Here is a 19,622-nt window from a genome sequence, read left to right as displayed (position 1 = left end):
CGCCGGTCCGCGCGCGTCGCCGTGCGGTGCGCAAGGCGACGGCTCCGGCCGGTGCGCCGCAGGCCGCCGAGGTCGTGGAGACCGTGGCCGAGCCCGCCGTGGAGACCCCGGCCCCCGCCGAGGAGACGGCCGAAGAGGCCGCCCCGCCGGTCCGCGCGCGTCGCCGTGCGGTGCGCAAGGCGACGGCTCCGGCCGGTGCGCCGCAGGCCGCCGAGGTCGTGGAGACCGTGGCCGAGCCCGTCGTCGAGACCCCGGCCCCCGCCGAGGACGAGGCCGAAGAGGCACCCGTCGTCGAGGCCCCGCGTGGCCGTCGCCGCGCCACGCGCAAGGCGACCGCTCCCGCCGGCGCTCCGCCGCAGGCCGGGACCGTCACCGAGGACGTCCCCGCGGCGGAGCCCGTGAAGGCCGCCGAGCCCGCCGCCGAAGCGGCCGGCACGACGGAACCGTCCGCCGCGCCGCGTGGCCGCACCAGGCGCCGCGCGTCGGCTCCGGCCGGTGCGCCGCAGACCGCCGACGCCGACCGGACCCCGCAGACCGTGACACCGGCGGAGCCCGAGGCCGCCCCCGCAGCCGAGGCCGCCCCCGCCGACGAGCCCGTCGAGGCTCCGCGAGGCCGCCGTCGCGCCACCCGTAAGGCGACATCCCCGGCCGGCGCCCCCGCTCCGCAGCCCGTCGAGGAGGTCGCCGAGGCGGCCGCCGAGAACGCCGAGAGCCTTCCCGCGGCCGTGGCCGAGGAACTGGCCACCGAGACCGAGCAGGTCGAGGAGGCAGCACCGCGGGGCCGTCAGCGACGCCGTGCCACCGCCGCCGCCGGCCGCCCGGAGTTCACCGGCAAGGCCGAGGAGCCGGCCCGCAAGGGCCGCCGCGCGACGCGCCCCGCCGTGGCCGTGTTCCAGGCCCCGGTCTTCGCAGAGCCGATGTTCCAGACCCCGGAGACCGCTGCCGCCGCCGCGGCGGCCGCATCCGCGTACGACGAGAGCGACGAGGCCGAGGAGCAGCAGGCGCCGGAGAGCACGCCTCGCAAGGCGGAGCCCGTGCAGGCTTCGGAGACCTCCGAGGCGGCCGCACAGGGCGGTTCGCGCCGTCGGCGCCGCCGCCGCGGCGAGGCCGTCGAGACCGAGCCGGCCGCGACCCCGGTCACCCTTCCCGCCGAGGAGGCGGCCCCGGCCCCCGTCGAGGACGAGCACGAGGCCGAGACCGATTCGGACGCCGAGCACGAGCACGACGAGTCGGACGAGTACGGGGACCGGCCCTCACGCCGTCGCCGTCGCGGTGGCCGCCGCCGTCGTCGTGGTGAGACGGGCGACTCGGACGACACGCAGCAGGACGACTCCGCGGCGGACCACGCCGAGGACGAGCAGAGCCAGGACGACGAGGACGACGACGAGCACGAGTCGTCCGCCGGGTCCAGCAGCAGCCGTCGCCGTCGCCGTCGCCGTCGCCGCAGCGGGGACGCCTCGGGCGAGGACTCGGGCAGCGGCACGGACGACCCGGAGCGCACGGTCGTCAAGGTCCGCGAGCCGCGCGAACGGCGCGGCAAGGATGCCGACCGCGAGCCCGGCACCGGCTTCGACGAGGTCCAGTCCATCAAGGGCTCGACCCGCATGGAGGCCAAGAAGCAGCGTCGCCGCGAGGGTCGTGAGCAGGGCCGCCGCCGCGTCCCGATCATCACCGAGGCCGAGTTCCTGGCCCGCCGCGAGGCCGTCGAGCGCGTCATGGTCGTCCGCCAGAGCGGCGAGCGCACCCAGATCGGCGTCCTCGAGGACAACGTGCTCGTCGAGCACTACGTCAACAAGGAGCAGGCCACCAGCTACGTCGGCAACGTCTACCTGGGCAAGGTCCAGAACGTCCTGCCGTCGATGGAGGCGGCCTTCGTCGACATCGGCAAGGGCCGCAACGCCGTCCTGTACGCGGGCGAGGTCAACTTCGAGGCACTCGGCATGGCCCACGGGCCGCGCCGCATCGAGACCGCGCTCAAGTCCGGCCAGTCGGTCCTCGTCCAGGTCACGAAGGACCCGATCGGCCACAAGGGCGCCCGCCTGACCAGCCAGGTCTCGCTGCCCGGCCGCTACCTGGTGTACGTGCCCGAGGGCTCGATGACCGGCATCAGCCGGAAGCTGCCCGACACCGAGCGGGCGCGGCTGAAGACCATCCTCAAGAAGATCGTCCCCGAGGACGCGGGCGTCATCGTGCGCACCGCCGCCGAGGGCGCCAGCGAGGACGAGCTGCGCCGTGACGTCGAGCGGCTGCAGCAGCAGTGGGAAGAGATCCAGAAGAAGTCGAAGAACACCAGCAGCTCCAACGCGCCGACGCTGCTCTACGGTGAGCCGGACATGACGGTCCGGGTCGTCCGGGACATCTTCAACGAGGACTTCTCGAAGGTCATCGTCAGCGGTGACGACGCGTGGGAGACCATCTACGGCTATGTCTCGCACGTCGCACCGGACCTGACGGACCGTCTGTCGCGCTGGACCTCCGAGGTCGACGTCTTCGCGACGTACCGCATCGACGAGCAGCTGATGAAGGCCCTGGACCGCAAGGTCTACCTTCCGAGCGGCGGCTCGCTGGTGATCGACAAGACCGAGGCGATGGTCGTCGTCGACGTCAACACCGGCAAGTTCACCGGGCAGGGCGGAAACCTCGAGGAGACCGTCACCAAGAACAACCTGGAGGCGGCCGAGGAGATCGTGCGCCAGCTGCGGCTGCGCGACCTCGGGGGCATCGTCGTCGTCGACTTCATCGACATGGTGCTGGAGTCCAACCGGGACCTGGTGCTGAGGCGTCTGCTGGAATGCCTGGGACGCGACCGTACGAAGCACCAGGTCGCCGAGGTCACCTCGCTGGGCCTGGTCCAGATGACGCGCAAGCGCGTGGGCCAGGGTCTGCTGGAGTCCTTCTCCGAGACCTGTGTCCACTGCAACGGGCGCGGCGTGATCGTCCACATGGAGCAGCCGACGTCGGCCGGCGGCGGTGGCGGCAAGCGGTCCAAGAAGCGCGGCCGCGGCGGCGCCGGACACGAGCACGACCATGACCAGGCCGAGCACACGGCCGAGACCGAGACCGAGACGGAGACCGAAGCCGAGGTGGCGGCCGAGGTCGCGGCCCCGGTGGCGCTGCCGGAGCCGGAGTTCGTGGCCGACGAGGAGCTGTACAGCAGCCCCGCCGAGGCTGAGGCCGCGGCAGGGCGCGGACGCGGCCGTCGGCGCGCGACCCGCAAGGCCACGGCCCCGGCCGGAGCGCCCGCCCCGGTGGCGGAGCCCGCACCGGCACCGGTCGCCGAGGAGAAGCCGCAGGCGGAACCCGCCGTCGAGTCCGAGGCCCCGGCCCCGCAGGCAGCCCCCGAGGCGGAGGCCGCGCCCGTGGCCCGTACCCGGCGCAGGGCGACGCGCAAGGCGACCGCTCCGGCGGGATCGCCCCAGCAGGCCGACGTGACGCCCCCGGTGCACCCGGCCGAGCCCGCCGCGGACCCGGTCGCGATCGAGGACCCGGTCGTCAAGGCCCCGGCTTCCGCCCCCTCGGACGAGGCGGCGGAAGCGGAGGCTCCGGCGCCGCGTGCGCGTCGGCGTGCGACCCGCAAGGCCACGGCTCCCGCCGGGTCTCCGGCCGGCGCCGAGGAGGCGGCGGTCGTCGTCGTCACCGGCGACGCTTCCGACACGCCGGAGGCTCCCGAGGCCGAGGTCCCGGAATCCGAGGCTCCGGTGAAGAAGGCGGCCGCGCGCAAGACGGCCAAGAAGGTCACGGCGAAGAAGGCGGCGGCACCCAAGAAGACCGCTGCCAAGACGGCTGCGAAGAAGACCACCGCGAAGAAGACGACGGCGAAGAAGGCGACGAAGAAGACCGTCGCGGCCGAGCAGTCGTCGCCTTCCGTGGTCGCCTCCGCGCGTACCGACGAGGGTGAGGCGTCGGGCAGCTGATGCCCGCGTAGCACCCCTTCACCCGCACACGTCCCGCCCCGAGCTCATCGGGGCGGGACGTGTGCGTTTGTGGCGACCGTGACGTCCCGGCCGGTCCGGGAGCTTCATTCCTGCGCTACATATGTCCTCTGTGTCATGATTCGATGCATCCCTGGTGTGGCAGGGCGGGGAGCGCGCGATCGGCGCACTCGTCAAGGAGGGCTTCGATGACGAGCATCAACGAGCAGCCGGTTCCCGCAGCCAGTCCCGTCATCGGAGAGGACGAGATCGCTGCCGTGGTCCGCGTGATGCGCAGCGGCCGCGTCGTACAGGGCCCCGAGGTCGCCGCCTTCGAGGACGACTTCTCCGGCCTGGTGAGCGGCCGCCACTGCGTCGCGGTCAACTCCGGCACCTCCGCCCTGCACCTGCTCCTCCTCGCCCTGGGCATCGGCGGGGGCGACGAGGTGATCGTCCCCTCGTTCTCCTTCGCGGCGTCCGCCAACGCGGTACGGCTGACCGGTGCCGACGTGGTGTTCGCGGACATCGAGCCGGGGAGCTTCGGTCTCGACCCGGAGGCGGTGGAAGCCGCGATCACTCCGCGCACCGCCGCCGTCATGCCGGTGCACCTCTACGGCCACCCGGCGGCCATGGGCCGCCTCATGCGCGTCGCCGACAAGCACCGGCTCGCCGTGGTCGAGGACGCGTGCCAGGCCCATGCCGCAGCGCTGGACGGAACCCCGGTCGGCGCGTTCGGCGCGGGCGGAGCCTTCAGCTTCTACCCGACCAAGAACATGCACTCCCTCGAAGGCGGCATGGTCACCACGGCGGACGCCGGTCTGGCCCGCACCCTGCGGCTGCTGCGCAACCAGGGCATGGAGCAGCGCTACGCCAACGAGATCGTCGGTGCCAACATGCGGATGACCGACGTGTCCGCCGCCGTCGGCCGCGTGCAGCTCGGCAGGCTCGGGGCCTGGACCGAGCAGCGCCGGGCCAACGCCGCGTTCCTCGACTCGCACATCACCCACCCCGGCGTCATCACGCCGCCGGTCGCAGAGGGAGCCAGGCACGTCTACCACCAGTACACCGTGCGCGTCCCCGGTGTCCGGGACGCCGCGATGGCGTCCCTCACCGAGGCGGGCATCGGCCACGCGGTCTACTACCCGACGCCGATCCACCGGCTCAGACCCTACTGGGAGCCGGACCAGAAGGCCGGCCGTCTCTGGGACCTCCCGGAGACCGAGCGGGCCGCCGCCGAGGCCGTCTCCCTGCCCGTACACCCCTCCCTCACGGCGGAGGACCTGAAGCGCGTGGCCGCCGCCGTCAACGCCCTGGAGGCAATTCTGTGAACGCCGGACTGCGGGCCGGTCTGATCGGCCTCGGCTCCATGGGCCGCCACCACGCCCGCGTACTCACGGCCCTGGAGGGCGTCGAGCTGGTCGGTGTGGTCGACCCGCTGGGCGACAAGAACGGCTGGGCCCAGGGAGCACCCGTCCTGTCGGGTGTCGATGACCTCCTCGCCCTGGGCGTCGACTACGCCGTCGTGGCCTGTCCGACGGGCCTGCACGAGGAGGTCGGCCTGCGCCTCGCCGAAGCCGGCGTCTGCGTGCTCGTGGAGAAGCCGCTCGCGGACACCGTCGAAGGCGCCCTGCGGCTCGTGCACGCCTTCGAGTCGCGGAACCTGGTCGCGGGCGTCGGCCACATCGAGCGGTGCAACCCCGCTCTGCGCTCGCTCCGCAGCCGTCTGGAGACCGGCGAACTCGGTGACGTGTACCAGGTGGTGACCCGGCGCCAGGGCCCCTTCCCGCACCGTATCGCCGACGTCGGGGTCGTCAAGGACCTGGCCACCCACGACATCGACCTGACGGCCTGGATGACCGGCCGGAGCTATGTGTCGATCGCCGCCCACACCGTGTCGAAGTCGGGCCGCCCGTACGAGGACATGGTGAGCGCGGTCGGCCGGCTCACCGACGGGACCATGGTCAACCACCTGGTCAACTGGCTGAGCCCGCTCAAGGAGCGGTTCACCTCGGTCACCGGTGAGCGGGGCTGCCTCGTCGCCGACACCCTGACCGCCGACCTGACGTTCTACTCGAACGCCTCGGTCGCCACCGAGTGGGACGCCCTCAGCGCCTTCCGGGGAGTCTCCGAGGGGGACATGGTCCGCTACGCGATCCCCAAACGGGAGCCGCTGCTCGTCGAGCACGAACTCTTCCGGGACGCCGTGCAGGGGACCTCCTCGGACATCTGCACACTGCGGCAGGGGCTGCGCACCGTGGAGGTGGCCGCTTCACTGCTGGACTCGGCCCGGAGCGGTCGCACCGTGGTCTTCGAGGCGGAGGCGGCGGTCAGCCATGGTGCTTGACCGCCCTGTGGAGGAACCCCCACGCCACCGGGGGAGGATCGTCATGCTGGTCGAGAACGGCGTGAAGGGCGACTCCCGGGTGCAGAAGGAGGCCTGGTCCGCCGCCGCGGCGGGCTGGGACGTGGTCCTCCTGGGCAAGTCGCCCGACAAGAAGGGGAGGAGCTGGCGGCTGGGAGGCGCCCGGGTGCGCCTGCTGACGGTGCCGACGCCCCTGCACCGACGCCGTCACGAGTACCGCCGGGCGGTGCTCCGCGCCCCGCTCGCCTATCCGCCGGGTCCGCTCGCCGAGTACCGGAAGCAGCGGATGAAGGCATGGCGCGCGGAGCTCAACCTCCGGGTCATCGAGACCGGGCGGAGCGGATCCGCTCTGGCGCGCACACGGCTGCTGCCGACGCGACTGCTGTCCCGGGGCATGGGCAAGTGGGTCCGCCTGCGCGCCCGGCAGACCGCCGCGCTGGAGGTCCGCCGCAAGGACATGGACACCCCGCTCGACCGCTTCACCACGGCCTTCTGGGTCCGGGTGATGGGGGAGCGGGCCTGGCGCCGGCTCGACCCCGGCCTGTGGGACCTGGAGCTCGCCTACGGGAAGGTCATCGACCGCCTCGAACCCGACCTGATCCACGCGAACGACTTCCGGATGCTCGGCGTGGGCGCGCGCGCCAAGCTGCGGGCCGAGGCCAGGGGCCGCACCGTGAAACTGGTGTGGGACGCGCACGAGTACCTGCCCGGCATCAAGCCCTGGAACCCGCACCCCCGCTGGCACGTCGCCCAGTGCGCTCACGAGCGGGAGCACGCCAAGTACGCCGACGCCGTCACCACCGTGTCGGCCACCCTCGCGCAGATGCTGGCCGAGCACCACGGGCTGGGCAACCTGCCCGAGGTGGTGCTCAACGCCCCGGACGCCCTGACCCCCGACGACGGGTCCGCCGAGCCCGTCCCCGACCTGCGGGAGCTGTGCGGAATCGGCCCCGAGGTGCCGCTGGCCGTCTACAGCGGCTCCGCGGCCCCGCAGCGGGGCCTCGACATCATGATCGAGGCCCTGCCGCAACTCCCCTCCACGCACGCCGCTTTCGTCGTCCCGCGCGGCAACTCGCCCTACATGCAGGCCCTCAGGGCGCGAGCGGCCGAGCTCGGAGCGGCCGATCGGGTGCACGTCCTGCCCTACGTGCCGCACGACCAGGTCGTCCGCCACCTGGCCGCGGCGGACGTCGGCGTCATCCCGATCCACCACTGGCCGAACCACGAGATCGCCCTGATCACGAAGTTCTTCGAGTACTCGCACGCGCGGCTCCCGCTCGTCGTCAGCGATGTCCGGACGATGGGCGGGACGGTCGCCGCCACCGGACAGGGCGAGGTCTTCACGGCCGAGGACGTGGCGGACTACGTACGTGCCGTGACCGCCGTCCTCGCCGATCCGCAGCGCTACCGGGCCGCCTACGACCGGCCCGGCATGCTCGCGGAATGGACCTGGCAGGCGCAGGCGGCGGTCCTCGACGGCGTGTACTCCAGGCTCGTCGAGGGCGTACGCGCGCCGGTGGGCGAACGGATGGCCCCGGTGACGTCATGACCGCGTGCCCCGACGTCAGCGTGATCGTGGCGGTGTACAACACGATGCCCTACCTGACGGAGTGCCTGAACTCCCTGGTGGGGCAGAGCATCGGGCTGGACCGCCTCGAAGTGATCGCGGTCGACGACGGCTCCACGGACGGCAGCGGCGCCGAACTCGACCGGTTCGCCGACCTGTACCCGGGTGCGGTCACCGTGCTGCACCAGGCCAACTCGGGCGGTCCGGCGGCCCCCAGCAACCGCGCACTGGACAAGGCCACCGGCCGCTTCGTCTACTTCGTCGGCTCGGACGACTACCTCGGCGAAGAGGCCCTGGAGCGGCTGGTGGCCTACGCGGACGCGCACGAGTCGGACGTCGTCGCCGGCAGGATGGTCGGGGTCAACGGGCGGTACGTGCACCAGAAGCTGTACGCGGAGAACGCCGCCGACATCAGCCTGTACCACTCCCACCTGCCGTTCACACTGGCGAACACCAAGCTGTTCAGACGCGACTTGGTGGAGAAGCACCACCTGCGTTTCCCCGAGGACATGCCGGTCGGCAGCGACCAGCCGTTCACCATCGAGGCCTGTGTCCGGGCCCGCAGGATCTCGGTGCTCGCCGACTACATCTGCTACTACGCGGTCAAGCGCGGCGACGCGAGCAACATCACCTACCGGGCCGACCACCTGGCCCGGCTGCGGTGCACCGCGCGGATCATGGACCACGTCGCCGGTCTCGTCGCGCCGGGGCCGCGCCGGGACGCGATCCTCGCCCGCCACTTCGCCTGGGAACTCTCCAAGCTCCTGCTGGCGGACTTCCCCGCACTCGACCTCGGTACCCGGCGGCAGCTGTGCGACGGGCTCGCCGTACTGCTCGGGACGTACTACACGGACGCGCTGCGCGACGGTACGGGCGTGAAGCGCCGGGTCCGCTTCGGGCTGGCCGGGTGCGGGGCCGTGGAGACCCTGAGCAGCACCATCGCCGACGAGGCCGCGCACGGAGCCCCGCCCTTCCTGCTGGAGGGCGACCGCGCCTTCGCCGCCTATCCCGGCTTCCGGGACCCCGCGGTCGGCCTGGACGACCGGTACTACGAGGTCCTCGGCGAGACCGTGGCGGGCAGGCTCGCGGCGGGCACGCGGTTCGAGTCGGCCGGCTGGGAGCAGTCGGGCGCGGACCTCCGGCTCACCGTGCGGGTGCGGCTCGGAGTCACCGGAGACGCGTCCTCGGCGGTGGTCGCCCTGGTGCAGGGCGCCATGCCGCAGAGCGCGGACGGCCCCGGTGCCCGCCGCCTGAAGGCGCGGGACGACCGCCCTCCGGCACCGGGCGACTTCGCCGTCGAGGCGGCCGCGGACGGAAGCGGCACGCTGGTGAGCGCCCGCGTGCCGGTCCCGGCCGTCTCGGCCGGCAAGGGCGTGCGCGTCTACGTCGACGTCGCGGGGGCGGCCTACGAGATCCCGGTGCGGACCGAGGGCCGGCCCATGCCGCTGGCCCGCCGGTGGGGCGAGTCCGACCCCCACCGCGTGGCGGCGCGTCCGAACAGCAAAGGCCGGCTCGTGGTCACGACGGCTCCGCTGGTGGAGCGCCGGGGCGGACGGGGTAGCAGGCTGTGGAGTCTGCTGGGACCGAAGAGGAAGCGAAGCCGATGAACATCTGCGTAGTCGCACTGGGAAAGATCGGGCTCCCGCTCGCCGTGCAGTTCGCCGCCAAGGGCCACACGGTCATCGGCGCGGACGTCGACGAGGAGGTCGTCGGTCTGGTGAACGCGGCGACCGAGCCGTTCCCCGGTGAGCACGACCTGGACGTCAGGCTCAAGGAGGCGGTCGGCGCCGGCCTCCTCTCCGCGACGACGGACACCACGGCCGCGGTCGCGGCGTCCGACGTCGTCGTGATCGTCGTACCGCTCTTCGTGGACGGTGAGGGAACCCCGGACTTCGGCTGGATGGACGCGGCGACCAAGGCCGTCGCCGCCGGCCTGCGCCCCGGCACCCTCGTCAGCTACGAGACCACCCTGCCGGTCGGCACCACCCGCAACCGCTGGGCGCCGATGCTCGCGGAGGGGTCGGGCCTCACCCCCGGACGCGACTTCGCCCTCGTCTTCTCCCCGGAGCGGGTCCTGACCGGCCGGGTCTTCGCAGACCTGCGCCGGTATCCCAAGCTGGTCGGCGGCATCGACGAGGCGTCGGCGCTGCGCGGCGCCGAGTTCTACGAGGCGGTGCTCGACTTCGACGAGCGCGCCGACCTGCCCCGCCCCAACGGCGTCTGGGACCTCGGTTCGGCGGAGGCCTCCGAGCTGGCCAAGCTCGCCGAGACCACCTACCGGGACGTCAACATCGGTCTGGCCAACCAGTTCGCACGCTTCGCCGACCTGCACGACATCGACGTCGAGCAGGTCATCGACGCGTGCAACAGCCAGCCCTACAGCCACATCCACCGGCCCGGCATCGCCGTCGGCGGCCACTGCATCCCGGTCTACCCGCGGATGTACCTGTGGAACGACCCCGATGCCACCGTCGTCCGGGCGGCCCGCGAGGCGAACGCCGCGATGCCCGGCTACGCCGTCGACCTGCTGGCCGCCGCGTACGGCGACCTGCACGGCGCCGGCGTCCTCGTGCTGGGCGCCGCCTACCGCGGAGGCGTCAAGGAGACCGCGTTCTCCGGTGTCTTCGGTGTGGTCGAGGCGCTGCGGGAGCGCGGAGCGGTGCCGTTCGTCTCGGACCCCCTGTACAGCCCCGAGGAGCTGCGGGCGCAGGGTCTGGTACCGCACGAGAGCCAGGCCGTCACCGCGGCGATCCTCCAGACCGATCACCCCGAGTACCGGGAGTTGTCCTCGGACGCCTTCCCGGACGTCCGCGTCCTCGTCGACGGCCGCCGCACGACGGACCCGGCCCGGTGGGCGGGTGTGCGCCGGGTGGTCATCGGCGGCTGACCGGCATCCGCGGCCGACCCGGTGGTCCGGCCGCGGGGCCCGGCCCGGCCGGGGGCGGATCCGGCGCGCGTCTCCCGCGTCAGAGTGCCAGGGGGGCGCGCTCCGTGAGCACCCCGTCGGTCTCGTCGTGCAGCGCGCCGGTCCTCGGGCACTCCCAGACACCCGGCTCGTCCGGCCGCTCGGCCAGCTTGACGCCACTGCGGCCCACCCAGCCGATCCGGCGGGCCGGCACACCCACGACCAGGCCGAAGTCCGGAACGTCCGCGGTCACCACGGCGCCCGCCGCGACCATGGCCCAGCGGCCGATCCGCAGGGGTGCGACACATACGGACCGTGCGCCGAGCGAGGCGCCCTCGGCCACCGTCACGCCCACCGGCTCCCAGTCGCCCCCGCGCTTCTGCCGGCCCTCCGGATCGACGGAGCGCGGGTTGCGGTCGTTGGTCAGGACCACCGCGGGGCCTACGAAGACACCGTCACCGAGTTCGGCCGGCTCGTACACCAGGGCGTAGTTCTGCAGCTTGACGTTGTCGCCGATCCGGACACCCGTTCCCACGTACGCCCCGCGGCCGATCACGCAGCCCTCGCCGAGCCGGGCGCCCTCGCGGATCTGGGCGAGCTCCCAGACGCTGCTGCCGTCCCCGATCTCGGCACTCTCGTCGACCTGTGCGGTGGGCTGGACCCTGTAGTTCACCTGTGGCACCTTTCGGGGGAGCGGAATGGGACAAAGCGTACGATCGCCCTCCCGTGTGCTCCGTGACCGCCCGCAGTGCGGGCGGAACGAGTTCCTCCGTGTGCCCCGGAACCATGCGCCGGCGACGCCGCTTCGCGGCCCGTCCGGGCGGGGGCCGCGGGGGAGACCCGGTTTGACCCCCTGCGGTCCGCCCCGTAATCTTGACTCTCGGCGTGTTTCTGTGCGCCTACCCCCTGAGCACATCCCTCCCGGTGATCCGTCCCCGGGGGAGGCCGCTCATCCTTCCGGACTGTCGTGGGCCCCGGCCCGCGCGGGCGGCTGGCATCAGGGGATCCGTTCCGAGTGAGAGAGAGATCCGCGTGTACGCCATCGTGCGCAGCGGTGGTCGCCAGCACAAGGTTGCTGTCGGCGACATCGTTGAGGTTGACAAGATTTCCACCGCCAAGGTTGGCGACACGGTCGAGCTCTCGACCCTGCTCGTGGTCGACGGCGACGCCGTGACCAGCGACCCGTGGGTGCTGGACGGGATCAAGGTCCAGGCCGAGATCGTGGACCACCACAAGGGCGCGAAGATCGACATCCTTCGCTACAAGAACAAGACGGGCTACCGCCGTCGCCAGGGTCACCGCCAGCAGTACACGGCGATCAAGGTCACCGGTATCCCCGCGGCTGCGAAGTAAGGGACTGAGGAGACATGGCACACAAGAAGGGCGCATCGTCCACTCGGAACGGGCGCGATTCCAATGCTCAGCGGCTCGGCGTGAAGCGCTTCGGCGGTCAGGCCGTCAGCGCCGGTGAGATCCTGGTCCGCCAGCGCGGCACCCACTTCCACCCGGGCACGGGCGTCGGCCGTGGCGGCGACGACACGCTGTTCGCGCTGACCGCCGGTGCGGTGGAGTTCGGTACGCACCGTGGCCGCAAGGTCGTGAACATCGTTCCCGTCGCCGCCTGAGTCAGGCGACGACCGAACGACACAGCACCTTCCGAGGGCGGATCCCAGCTTTCCCGGTATGCGGGGAAGCGGGTCCGCCCTCGGCGCGTTACGTCTAGAGACATTCCGTATTTTTTCCGCTGTACCTGGAGGCACCAACCATGACCACCTTCGTGGACCGCGTCGAGCTGCATGCCGCCGCGGGTAACGGAGGCCACGGCGTGGCCTCCGTGCACCGTGAGAAGTTCAAACCGCTGGGCGGTCCCGACGGGGGCAACGGCGGACGCGGCGGCGACGTGATCCTCGTCGTCGAGCAGTCCGTCACCACACTCCTCGACTACCACCACCACCCCCACCGCAAGGCCACGAACGGCCAGCCCGGTGCGGGTGACAACCGCTCCGGCAAGGACGGCCAGGACCTCGTCCTGCCCGTCCCGGACGGCACCGTCGTCCTCGACAAGGCCGGCAACGTCCTGGCCGACCTCGTCGGCCAGGGCACCACCTTCGTCGCCGGCCAGGGTGGCCGCGGCGGGCTCGGCAACGCCGCTCTGGCGTCCGCCCGCCGCAAGGCGCCCGGCTTCGCGCTGCTCGGCGAGCCGGGCGAGAGCCGGGACATCGTCCTGGAGCTCAAGACCGTCGCCGACGTGGCCCTCGTCGGCTACCCGAGCGCGGGCAAGTCCTCGCTGATCTCGGTGCTCTCCGCGGCCAAGCCGAAGATCGCGGACTACCCGTTCACGACGCTCGTCCCCAACCTGGGCGTCGTCACCGCCGGCTCGACGGTCTACACCATCGCCGACGTCCCGGGGCTCATTCCCGGCGCCAGTCAGGGCAAGGGGCTCGGCCTGGAGTTCCTGCGGCACGTCGAGCGCTGCTCCGTCCTCGTGCACGTCCTGGACACCGCGACGCTCGAGTCGGACCGCGACCCCGTCTCCGACCTCGACATGATCGAGGAGGAGCTCCGGTTGTACGGCGGCCTGGAGAACCGGCCGCGCATCGTGGCCCTCAACAAGGTCGACATCCCGGACGGGCAGGATCTCGCCGACATGATCCGCCCGGACCTGGAGGCGCGCGGCTACCGCGTCTTCGAGGTCTCGGCGATCGCGCACAAGGGCCTCAACGACCTGAGCTACGCCCTTGCCGGGATCATCGCCGAGGCGCGGGCGACGCAGCCGAAGGAGGAGTCGACCCGGATCGTCATCCGTCCCAAGGCCGTCGACGACGCCGGCTTCACGGTGACCCTCGACGAGGACGGCATCTACCGCGTGCGCGGCGAGAAGCCCGAGCGCTGGATCCGCCAGACCGACTTCAACAACGACGAGGCCGTCGGCTACCTCGCCGACCGGCTCAACCGTCTCGGTGTCGAGGACGCGCTCCGCAAGGCGGGCGCCCAGGCCGGCGACGGCGTCGCCATCGGCGCCGAGGAGAACTCGGTCGTCTTCGACTGGGAGCCGAGCATGGCCGCAGGCGCCGAGATGCTGGGACGACGCGGTGAGGACCACCGGCTCGAGGCCCCGCGTCCCGCGGCGCAGCGCCGCCGTGACCGTGACTCCGAGCGGGACGACGCGCAGCGCGAGTACGACGAGTTCGACCCCTTCTAGGCCCGGCCGCAGGGCGTCCCCGCATCGCGGGGGCGCCTCCGGATTCACCGGGAACGGCCAGGTGACGAGCCTGCGGCGGACGCTCATGTGCAGATTGCGTCACACATCTGTGGAGTCCGTCACTGCGGGCGGGGGCTTCGCGAGGGCAAATGTGCCTGGCCAGGCGGTGAACTGCGGGTTTCCCAGGCACGAGCGCCGGTAAACGTCCGTCTTGCGAGACGGTCGCGGAGAGTGCGACCATCACACAGTTCCCCCCTGTCATCGCAAGGTAGGTCGTCTGTGTCTGTGCCGCATGAAGCCAAGCCCCGGACCACAGCGGTCGTGCTCGCCGGTGGGACCGGTCAACGTGTGGGGCTGTCGATCCCCAAGCAGCTGCTGAAGATCGCCGGTAAGGCAGTCATCGAGCACACGCTGACCATCTTCGAGAACGCCGAGGGCATCGACGATGTCATCGTGCTGATGGCGCCGGGCTTCGTGCCCGACGTCGAGAAGATCGTCGCCAAGGCCGGGCTGACCAAGGTCATCAAGGTCATCGAGGGTGGAAGCACCAGGAACGAGACCACCGAGCGCGCCATCGCGGCCCTCGGGGAAGGGCTCGCCGAGGGCGAGGACCGCAACGTCCTGTTCCACGACGCGGTCCGCCCGCTGCTGTCGCAGCGTGTGATCAAGGACTGCGTCGACGCCCTCGACCGCTACCAGGCCGTCGACGTGGCCATCCCGTCCGCCGACACCATCATCGTGACCCGCACCCACGGTGAGGACGGCGAGTTCATCACCGACGTCCCGGACCGGTCCCGGCTGCGCCGCGGCCAGACCCCGCAGGCGTTCAAGCTGTCCACCATCCGCAAGGCGTACGCCGTCGCGGCCGGTGACCCGAACTTCCAGGCCACGGACGACTGTTCGGTGGTCCTGCGGTACCTCCCCGACGTGCCCATCTACGTGGTCGCGGGCGACGAGTACAACATGAAGGTGACGCAGCCGGTCGACGTCTTCATCACCGACAAGCTGTTCCAGCTGGCCTCGACCGCCGCACCGCGCCAGGCCGACGAGGCCGCCTACCGTGAGCTGCTCTCGGGCAAGACCCTGGTGGTCTTCGGAGGTTCGTACGGCATCGGCGCCGACATCGCCACGCTGGCCGAGCAGTACGGTGCCAGCGTCTACGCGCTGGGCCGCTCCACCACGGGCACGCACGTCGAGAACCCGGAGCACATCGACGACGCGCTGTCGAAGGCCTACGCGGAGACCGGCCGTATCGACTACGTCATCAACACCGCCGGCGTGCTGCGCATCGGCAAGCTGGCCGAGACGGACACCGCGACGATCCAGGAAGCGCTGAACGTCAACTACCTGGCGCCGGTGCAGATCGCGCGCGCCGCGTACAAGTACCTGGCGGAGACGCAGGGCCAGTTGCTCCTGTACACCTCCAGCAGCTACACCCGTGGCCGCGCCGAGTACAGCCTCTACTCCTCCACCAAGGCCGCGATGGTGAACCTCACTCAGGCACTGGCCGACGAGTGGGCCGGCGAGGGTGTCAGGGTCAACTGCGTGAACCCGGAGCGCACCGCGACCCCCATGCGGACCAAGGCGTTCGGCCAGGAGCCGGAGGGTTCGCTGCTCTCCTCCGAGGCCGTCGCGCGCACCTCTCTCGACGTCCTGCTGTCCGCGATGACGGGTCACGTCATCGACGTACGTCAGCAGGACCCGACGCGTGACGTCACCGAGGCTTCGGGATTCGAGCAGGCCCTGGCCTCGGTGCTGGACCGTCAAGAAGATGTGTAATAATTCTTGACAATTGCTTTTTTAACGGGCCCCTGTAATCGCTGAAAAGTGATTCCAGGGGCCCGTGTGCGTGAAGCCGCATCTTCACATTTCCCTCAATACGTGAAACAACCGGCACCCCCTGGAGCAGGTTCTTCGTGATTTCGACAGCCATCCGCCTGGCCCGTGTGGGCAGTCGGTCAGAACTGGCGGCAGCGATACTGATGATGCTGGGTTATCCCTGCGTCATGATCGCCGCTCTTGTCCCCGATATCTGGTTCTTCGCGGCGGCCACGGCTGTCACTTATCTCGCCGACTGGTACCTGCACCAGCGCGGCAGCTATCTGGTCAACAGGCTCGGGAAGGTGCGGGCCGGCCTGTCGATCCGCTTCCTCCTCCGCCAGTTGATGATCATCCTCCTGCTGGCCCGGCTGGACCTCGCCGAGGAGCCGCTCTTCTACGCGGCGGTCGCCTGCTTCCTGCTCTTCTACGGTCTCCAGGCCCCGCACGGAGCCCTGACGACGCTCATCCGGCTGCGGCGCAGCCTGCCCATCGTCACCCGCAACGTGGATCTGCACGCCGTGCGCATCCCCGACGCCCCGCCGCGCGCCCTGCTGCACCGGTCCAGCGAGAAGATGCTGCACCTCGACCTTCCCGCGGTGACCGGTGTCCTCATCGCGGCGGGCACGGGCGAGGACCTCATCGGGTACATCGGTGCCGGTGCCACGCTGCTGCTCGCCGGTCTCTACACCGCGCTGCTCGTCCCCTATCTGCGGAAGAAGCGGCAGGCGCCCTCGGCCCCCGCGGTGCTGAAGGCCCTCGACGGCTGGCTCCGCGAGTACCAGCCGACGGTCGTCCTCTACTTCTCCGGTTCCGTCGAGTCCGCCTACCAGGGCAACATGTGGCTCGACACCATGGCCGCCGTCGAGGGACGCCCGCTGATCGTCATGCGCGAGCGCAATCTCGTCCCGCAGCTCGCGGACACGTCCGTGCCCGTGGTGTGCGTGCCCGGCGGCACCCACCTGATGAACATGGACCTCTCCTCCGTCCGGGTCTGCCTGTATCCGGCGAACGTCGGCAAGAACATCCACATGCTGCGCGTCCCGACCATGAAGCACGTCTTCATCGGCCACGGCGACAGCGACAAGCTGGCCAGCGTCAACCCGTACTCCAAGGTGTACGACGAGGTGTGGACGGCCGGCCGCGCGGGCCGCGACCGCTACGCCCTGGCCGACGTCGGGGTCCGCGACGAGGACATCGTCGAGGTGGGACGCCCCCAGCTCGCGCCGATCAAGAGCTGGACCGGCACCGCGAAGAACCCCGTTCCGACCGTGCTGTACGCCCCCACGTGGGAGGGCTGGGACGACAACCCCGGCAACACCTCACTGCTGCTGGCCGGTGAGAAGATCGTCCGCCGGCTGCTGAAGGCGGACAACCCGGTCCGGGTCATCTACAAGCCGCACCCCTTCACCGGCATCCGCAGCGCCAAGGCCAAGGCCGTCGACGCGAAGATCAGGAACCTGATCGAGGCCGCCGCACAGAAGCGCGCCGCCGACCCCAGGTGGGCGAAGGAGGCCTCCTCCGCCGCCGCCGGGCACAGCGCCGCCAAGGCGGAACTGGTCCGTATCGAGGCCCGTCTGGCGGAGCTTTCGAAGCCGGGCCGTGCGGGGGGCGACGAGTCGGAGGAGTCCCGGCTCTCGCTCGCCGATCCGGCCCGGCAGGCCGAGATCTCCACGCTGCGGACCGAGTGGAACGACGCCTACTGGCGTTCCCTCGGCTGGTGGGAGCACATGACGGTGACCGGTGCTCAGCCGAAGCTGTACGACTGCTTCAACGAGTCCGACGCCATGGTCTCCGACATCTCCAGCGTGGTGTCCGACTTCATCGCGAGCGGCAAGCCGTACGCGGTCACTGACTCGGCGGAGCTCGGCGCGGAGGAGTTCAAGCGTCAGAACACCGCCGTGCGGGCGGCCGTGATCCTCTCCAACAGCGCAAAGGAGATCGACGAGCTGCTGTCCGCCGTCACCGACCCGGCGGCCGACCCGCTGGCCGAGGCCCGCCACGAGCTGAAGACCTATCTGCTCGGCCCGGACGAGCCGACCTCCATGGAGCAGTTCGACGCCGCGGTCCAGGCACTCGCGGCCAAGGCCGAGGCCCGCAACGCGGGGGTCGCACAGCGCCTGGGCGGGCAGCAGCCTCCGGCTCCCCTGCCCGACGCCGAGGCGGAGTCCAGCGGGGCGGGCGACGGCACGGCCGAGGCCGTCGCCGAGGCCGATGCCGCGGTCGACCCGGACGTGCCCGCCGAACCGGATGCCGATGCGGGCATCGGCGCGGGGCCCTCGGCGGTCCGCTGAGCGAGGTCCGCCGAGTGCGGTCCGCCGAGCGCGGTCCGCGCGTCCGCCGGGACGCCGGCAGCCCGGTCCGGCGGGGGACGTGACCGGGCGGCCGGACCGGAGATGACGGCCAGGTGTGCTCCGGCCGTCCTCCGGATGTTCGAAATCCGTCCGATTCGCGACGCAACCCATGGAACGGCCCGTCCGTCTCCTCCTCGGGGAGGGGAACGTACGGGCCGTTCGGCGTGTCCGTGCCTGGAACGGGGCGTACATCACCGTTCCATCGTTTCTCCTGATTGGTACGCTTATGTGTGAACCGAGGAGAGATGGGCAGCACCACTACCACCGCACCCGATGTAACCGTGATCATCGGTGCCTATGAAGCGATGCCGTACCTGGTCCGCTGCCTCGAGTCCGTCGAAGCGCAGACGTTGCCGGCCGGGCGCATGGAGATCGTGGCCGTCGACGACGGGTCGACCGACGGCACGGGGGAGTACCTGGAGGAGTTCGCGGCCCGGACCGCGATCGACATGCGTGTCGTGCGCCAGGAGAACTCAGGGGGCCCCAGCGGGCCCCGCAACGTCGGTCTCGGGCTCGCGCGGGGGCGATACGTCTTCTTCCTGGACGCGGACGACTACTTCGGCGAAGAGGCCCTGGAGCGGATGGTCGCGATGGGGGACCGGGCCGGCACCGACGTGGTGCTGGGCAAGGTCGTCGGCGTGAACAGGGGGGCGCCCAAGTCGATGTGGGCGCGGACCGAGGAGCGCGTCGACGTGCACCGGTCCAAGGTCATCTACACGCTCAGCGCGCAGAAGCTCTTCCGGCGTGAACTGCTCGAACGCATCGGCCTGCGGTTCGACGAGGGACTCGAAACGGGTGAGGACGCCCTCTTCACGATGGAGGCGTACCTGCGGGGTGCGGGCGTCTCCGTCATCGCCGACTACACCTGTTACCACCTGGTCGGCCGTGACGACGGCAAGCACGCCACCAAGCGGGGCAGTTACACCCTCCGTTTCGACTCGATGACGGCCATGATGGCGCTCATCCACAGGCTGGAGCCGGCCGGTCCGAAACGCGACCACCTCATGGTCAGGCCGTTCACCGTCGGAATGCTCCAGCAGTTCGGTCCGGGGTTCCTGAAGCAGCCCGAGGACGAGCAGCGCCACAAGCTGGAGCTCGCGGCGCCGCTGATGCGCGATTACTGGACGAACGGTGTGGCCCGGCGCATCAAGGTCGCCGAGCGGCTGAGGCTCGCCTGTGTCGCCCAGGGGCGCCTCGACCTGCTGACCGACGTGCTGACCTTCATCCGGGCCGGAGAGGTCCCCGAGCTGGTCCGCTCGGACAAGGGCGACAAGCTCTTCCTCGCCTACCCCCACTTCCGGGACGCGGAGGCCGGACTCCGGGACGCCGACTACCAGGTCACCGTCCCCGACTGGCACGGCGGCGAACGGGTGACGAAGCCGAAGCGCATCCTCAGGCCGGCGCCGGAGCAGCCGTCCCTGCTGCGGCGCGTCGTCCGTCGGCTGCGCCGGGAGCTCCGCGGCTGGCGCGCCCGCCTGCGCACCGGCTGACGGCCGGCGCGGT

The 19,622-nt window shown here is 71.3% G+C and carries 13 protein-coding genes; 12 read left to right on the top strand and 1 reads right to left on the bottom strand.

Annotated features, from left to right (window positions below):
• From ACFYY2_RS28655 to ACFYY2_RS28630, 6 genes are all read left to right on the top strand, one after another.
• The coding region (locus ACFYY2_RS28655) for an Rne/Rng family ribonuclease (protein WP_388748265.1) at positions 1 to 3,914 on the top strand (3,914 nt) is incomplete at its 5' end.
• Between the two features lie 206 nt (positions 3,915 to 4,120).
• Positions 4,121 to 5,239, top strand: a complete 1,119-nt coding sequence (locus tag ACFYY2_RS28650; protein ID WP_388748263.1) for a DegT/DnrJ/EryC1/StrS family aminotransferase — start codon at positions 4,121 to 4,123, stop codon at positions 5,237 to 5,239.
• A 38-nt stretch (positions 5,240 to 5,277) separates the two neighbouring features.
• Positions 5,278 to 6,255, top strand: a complete 978-nt coding sequence (locus tag ACFYY2_RS28645; RefSeq protein ID WP_388748354.1) for a Gfo/Idh/MocA family protein — start codon at positions 5,278 to 5,280, stop codon at positions 6,253 to 6,255.
• A 43-nt stretch (positions 6,256 to 6,298) separates the two neighbouring features.
• On the top strand, positions 6,299 to 7,822 hold the full coding sequence (locus tag ACFYY2_RS28640; RefSeq protein WP_388748261.1) for a glycosyltransferase family 4 protein: 1,524 nt from the start codon (positions 6,299 to 6,301) through the stop codon (positions 7,820 to 7,822).
• Positions 7,819 to 9,447 carry a glycosyltransferase family 2 protein gene (locus ACFYY2_RS28635; protein WP_388748259.1) on the top strand — a complete coding sequence of 543 codons (1,629 nt, stop codon included), beginning with the start codon at positions 7,819 to 7,821 and terminating at the stop codon, positions 9,445 to 9,447. The genes ACFYY2_RS28640 and ACFYY2_RS28635 overlap by 4 nt, the downstream gene beginning before the upstream one ends.
• The gene (locus ACFYY2_RS28630) at positions 9,444 to 10,727 is read left to right on the top strand and encodes a nucleotide sugar dehydrogenase (protein ID WP_388748257.1); all 1,284 of its coding nucleotides are present in this window, start codon (positions 9,444 to 9,446) and stop codon (positions 10,725 to 10,727) included. The genes ACFYY2_RS28635 and ACFYY2_RS28630 overlap by 4 nt, the downstream gene beginning before the upstream one ends.
• A gap of 79 nt (positions 10,728 to 10,806) precedes the next feature.
• Here the strand turns inward: ACFYY2_RS28630 and ACFYY2_RS28625 are convergent, their stop codons facing one another.
• Entirely contained in the window at positions 10,807 to 11,418 is a 612-nt protein-coding gene (locus ACFYY2_RS28625) for an acyltransferase (RefSeq protein ID WP_388748255.1), read from the bottom strand.
• A 359-nt stretch (positions 11,419 to 11,777) separates the two neighbouring features.
• On the opposite strand from ACFYY2_RS28625, the gene rplU reads away from it, so the two are divergent.
• From rplU to ACFYY2_RS28595, 6 genes are all read left to right on the top strand, one after another.
• Positions 11,778 to 12,098, top strand: coding sequence for a 50S ribosomal protein L21 (gene rplU, locus ACFYY2_RS28620; protein ID WP_015577124.1), 321 nt, complete (start codon positions 11,778 to 11,780; stop codon positions 12,096 to 12,098).
• A gap of 14 nt (positions 12,099 to 12,112) precedes the next feature.
• A complete protein-coding gene (gene rpmA / locus ACFYY2_RS28615) occupies positions 12,113 to 12,370 on the top strand; it encodes a 50S ribosomal protein L27 (protein WP_388748252.1) in 258 nt (85 codons plus the stop codon).
• 140 nt (positions 12,371 to 12,510) lie between these two features.
• Entirely contained in the window at positions 12,511 to 13,947 is a 1,437-nt protein-coding gene (gene obgE, locus ACFYY2_RS28610; protein WP_388748250.1) for a GTPase ObgE, read from the top strand.
• A 279-nt stretch (positions 13,948 to 14,226) separates the two neighbouring features.
• Complete coding sequence (locus ACFYY2_RS28605) at positions 14,227 to 15,726, top strand: SDR family NAD(P)-dependent oxidoreductase (RefSeq protein WP_388748248.1); 1,500 nt, start codon at positions 14,227 to 14,229, stop codon at positions 15,724 to 15,726.
• A 137-nt stretch (positions 15,727 to 15,863) separates the two neighbouring features.
• Positions 15,864 to 18,059 (top strand): hypothetical protein, encoded by a 2,196-nt coding sequence (locus ACFYY2_RS28600; RefSeq protein WP_388748246.1) that lies wholly within the window; start codon positions 15,864 to 15,866, stop codon positions 18,057 to 18,059.
• Positions 18,060 to 18,364: 305 nt separating this feature from the next.
• Positions 18,365 to 19,609, top strand: a complete 1,245-nt coding sequence (locus ACFYY2_RS28595; protein WP_388748244.1) for a glycosyltransferase family 2 protein — start codon at positions 18,365 to 18,367, stop codon at positions 19,607 to 19,609.
• Positions 19,610 to 19,622: the final 13 nt, after the last annotated feature.

This window comes from Streptomyces sp. NPDC001822, assembly GCF_042892135.1.
In the GTDB taxonomy this organism is placed as follows: domain Bacteria; phylum Actinomycetota; class Actinomycetes; order Streptomycetales; family Streptomycetaceae; genus Streptomyces.
This window is presented reverse-complemented; position numbering and strand designations above follow the sequence as displayed.

Excerpts from the sequence above, each read along its gene's own strand:
- ACFYY2_RS28650 (WP_388748263.1), top strand. The coding sequence starts at position 4,121 with ATGACGAGCATCAACGAGCAGCCGGTTCCCGCAGCCAGTCCCGTCATC.
- ACFYY2_RS28640 (WP_388748261.1), top strand. The coding sequence starts at position 6,299 with ATGCTGGTCGAGAACGGCGTGAAGGGCGACTCCCGGGTGCAGAAGGAG.
- ACFYY2_RS28595 (WP_388748244.1), top strand. The coding sequence starts at position 18,365 with ATGGGCAGCACCACTACCACCGCACCCGATGTAACCGTGATCATCGGT.
- ACFYY2_RS28630 (WP_388748257.1), top strand. The coding sequence starts at position 9,444 with ATGAACATCTGCGTAGTCGCACTGGGAAAGATCGGGCTCCCGCTCGCC.
- ACFYY2_RS28635 (WP_388748259.1), top strand. The coding sequence starts at position 7,819 with ATGACCGCGTGCCCCGACGTCAGCGTGATCGTGGCGGTGTACAACACG.
- obgE (WP_388748250.1), top strand. The coding sequence starts at position 12,511 with ATGACCACCTTCGTGGACCGCGTCGAGCTGCATGCCGCCGCGGGTAAC.
- rpmA (WP_388748252.1), top strand. The coding sequence starts at position 12,113 with ATGGCACACAAGAAGGGCGCATCGTCCACTCGGAACGGGCGCGATTCC.
- ACFYY2_RS28645 (WP_388748354.1), top strand. The coding sequence starts at position 5,278 with ATGGGCCGCCACCACGCCCGCGTACTCACGGCCCTGGAGGGCGTCGAG.